This window comes from Streptomyces solincola, from assembly GCF_002982015.1.
In the GTDB taxonomy this organism is placed as follows: Bacteria; Actinomycetota; Actinomycetes; order Streptomycetales; family Streptomycetaceae; genus Streptomyces; species Streptomyces solincola.
This window is the reverse complement of sequence record NZ_PVLV01000313.1, coordinates 1-3,190: the sequence shown is the minus strand read 5'-3', so window position 1 is coordinate 3,190 and position 3,190 is coordinate 1. Positions and strand designations below refer to the sequence as shown.

At 75.9% G+C, this 3,190-nt stretch carries 3 protein-coding genes; all 3 read right to left on the bottom strand.

Features of this window, described 5'->3' with window-relative positions; all coding sequences use genetic code 11:
* Positions 1-1,046, bottom strand: a 1,046-nt coding sequence (locus tag C6N75_RS20130) for a thiamine pyrophosphate-binding protein (protein ID WP_146132618.1), incomplete at its 3' end; no start/stop codon positions are given.
* 32 nt (positions 1,047-1,078) lie between these two features.
* The gene (locus tag C6N75_RS20125; RefSeq protein ID WP_105870311.1) at positions 1,079-2,077 is read right to left on the bottom strand and encodes a class I SAM-dependent methyltransferase; all 999 of its coding nucleotides are present in this window, start codon (positions 2,075-2,077) and stop codon (positions 1,079-1,081) included.
* 213 nt (positions 2,078-2,290) lie between these two features.
* A partial coding sequence (locus C6N75_RS20120) for a prephenate dehydrogenase/arogenate dehydrogenase family protein (protein WP_407703249.1) occupies positions 2,291-3,190 on the bottom strand: 900 nt, incomplete at its 5' end.

Sequence of the window (3,190 nt, the reverse complement as noted above, 5' to 3'; positions counted from 1 at the left end):
TCGTCCGCCCAGCCGGCCTGGGCCTGGGCGACGAGGGGGGCGGAAGCGTCGCGCCAGGTGGAGGCGGGGGGTGGGAGCGTCTCGACGGCGTCCAGGAGGCGGACGGCGGTGGTGTGGGCGTCGCCGGTCAGGAGGAGGTCGGTCCGGGAGGACGGGGTGGCGTCGGGCAGGTCGACCTGGATGACGGTGGCGGCGGGGTCCAGGGCGCGACCGCCGTGCAGGGTGAAGGTGTCCAGGCTGGAGCCGAAGGCGAGGACGACGTCCGCCTGGCGCATGAGTGCCGCGGCGGCCGGGGCCGCGAAGCCGCCGCAGACCCCGAGGGACCAGGGGCTGTCGTGGAACAGCCCGCCGGCCATGACGGTGGTGGCGAACAGCGCGCCGAGCCGGTCGCCGAGCTGGCGCAGGATCTTGCCCGCGTCCGCGTGCCAGGCCCCGAGGCCGGCCAGCAGCAGGGGCCGGCGGGCGGAGGAGAGCAGGGAGAGGGCCGCCGACAGGTCGGGGGCGCTCGCGGGCCGCTGTACGGGTACGGCGGCGACGGGGTCGGTCTCGGCGGCGGGAACCGGGCGGTCGGTGAGGTCGGCGGGGAGGAGGAGGGCCACGGGCTGGTGGTGTTCGCGGGTGAGGCGCAGGGCCTCGGCGGCGGCGGCGCGGGCGGTGGCCGGGTCGGTGGGGCGCAGGGTGCGCACGCCGATCGCGGCCAGCAGGGCGCTCTGGTCGATGTCGTGGCGGCGGGGTCCGCTCAGCGGGGCGTCGCCGCAGAGCAGCAGGACGCCGCTGCGGCTCTTGGCCGCGTCGGCGAGCGGGGTGAGGGTGTTGGCGATGCCGGGGCCGTGGGTGGTGGTGCACACCGCGACCTCCCCGGTGGCCCGGAAGCAGGCGTCGGCCATCGCCATGGCCCCGCCCTCGTGCCGGGCCGCCGTGTAGTGCACGCCCTCGGCGGTGAGCGCGGCGGCGGCCAGGATGTTGCCGCCGCCCACGACTCCGAAGGCGTGCCGGACACCGAGCGCGGCCAGGGTCCGGCCGACGGCCTGCGCGACGGTGGGCATGGGCGGGGCCTCCTTTCGTAGGTCGGGGCGGGTCAGGCGAGTTCGAAGATGACTTCGCCCACGGTGAGGGCGATCCGGTTGGTGCGGACCAGTTCCCAGCCGCCCTCGGCGAAGACCGGCTCCCAGTCCTCGACGGTCGGCAGGAAGGTGCCCATCAGGTCGTGGCCCAGCTCGAAGCCCAGGGTGAAGACGGGGAGTTCGGTGTCGGGCAGGGCGGTGCGGGTGGCGTCGCCGATCAGCAGCCGGCGGGCGGCGGGGAAGACCTCGCGCAGCCGGCGCAGGGTGGCCACGCAGTTCTCGCGGGGCCAGAAGTCGTGGCCCATCATGAAGCAGGTGAGCAGTTCGACGTCGGCGTACTCGGGGCGCGGCTCCAGTCGCAGCACGTCGCCCTGGACGAACTCGGCGCGGCCGGCGAAGCCGGCCTCGTGCGCCTCCTTGCGGGCCACCTCGATGGACGGCTGGGCGATGTCCACGCCGACGCCGGTGGTGCCGGGGTAGCGGTCGAGCACCTGCATCAGCCGGGCGCCGCTGCCGCAGCCGAGGTCGGCGACCCGGGTGAAGGGGAAGTCGACCCGGCCCATGGCGGCCCAGAAAGTGGGCGCGTAGGTGACCTGGTCGATCTCCCGGCAGGCGTAGGCGATGGCGGCGGGGTCCCGGCGGTAGTAGTCGCCGGTGCGGTTCTCGGTGCGCAGCACGGCGGGGATCTGCTGGAACAGCTCGGCGCTGCCGCGGCTGAGCCAGTGGAAGAAGGACTTGTTGCGGTACATCTCGTCGAAGGCGTCCAGGGTGTGGACGACCGCGTCGTCGCGCCGGACCAGTCCGACGGCCGCCATGGCGCGGAACAGGCCGGTGGTGGACTGCGGGTCGAGGCCGGCGCGGCGTGCGAAGTCCGCGGTGTCCAGGGTCCGCGCCCGGTGCAGCTCGTCGAGGGCGCCGATCTCCCAGGCGGCGGCGATCGCGTAGGCCGCCACGGCGGAGTTGTAGATGGAGGCAATGCCGCGCGCGTTGCCCTGTGCGATGTCAACAGCCACTGCTCAGCACCTCGTCCTCGGGGATGCGGGATACGGGACACGGGGTGGTTCCGGTACGGGATACGGGGTGGTTCCGGGTGCGGGATGCGGGGTGGATCCGGGTGCGGGGTGGATCCGGGCGTCGTGCACCCTCGTCCCATGCTTCGAAAAGGCAGTGGTCAGGGCATCTCTGACGTTGCTGAGACCGGTGGGGCGGGAGGGGCGGGCGGCGGCTCAGGAGCGGCGCCGGGCGGGCACGTCCTCCAGCGTGCCGGGTTCGGCGGCGCGCCGCAGGGCGGCCTGGCCGCGGCGGCCCTCCTCCAGGGTGAGGGCGAGTTCGAGCGGGGCGCCCGGGTCGCCCTCGCGCAGGATGGCGGCGGCCCGGGTGAGCTGGCCGGCGATCCGCTCCAGGACGTCGGCGACCGGGCCGGCGTTGTGCGCCAGGACCTCGCTCCACAGCCACGGGTCGCCGGCGGCCCCGCGCACCGCCTCGCGCAGCCGGTCCCCGGCCAGCTCCAGGAGGGGCTCGGAGCCGTCGGCGAACCGGGTGGCCAGGGCGGCCGCCACCAGGTGCGGCCCGTGGGACAGTTCGGCCAGCATCCGGTCGTGTACGTGGGGCGCCAGGTCGACGCGGCGCGCGCCGACCAGGTCGAGCGTCGCGGCGACCGTCTCCAGCGCCGCGGCGGGCGTGGTGTCGTACGGGCAGAGCACCCAGGGCCGTCCGGTGAAGCGGGCGGCGTCGGCGGCGGCCCGCCCGGGGCCGTCGGGGCCGGCGAGCGGGTGCCCGGGCACGTACCCCTTGAGGTCGCAGCCGCGCAGTTCGGCCTCGGCGCTGACGATCTCCTTGGTGGCGGCGGTGTCGGTGTAGACCTGCCCCAGTCCCCTGCTCTGGGCGTCGTAGAGGACGTCGGCGACCGCGGCGGGCGGGACGGCGACCACGACCAGGTCGGCGGGCGGGAGCGCGGGGGTCCAGGCGGTCCCCGCGCCGAGCGCCGCGGCCTCGGCGACGGCCCGCGGGTCGTCGTCGGCCAGCGCCACCCGCACGCCCGCGCCGGTGAGGGCGAGCGCGAGGGACGTTCCGGTGGTTCCGCAGCCGATGACGACGGCGGTACGCGGGGCGGCGGCGGGGAGGGG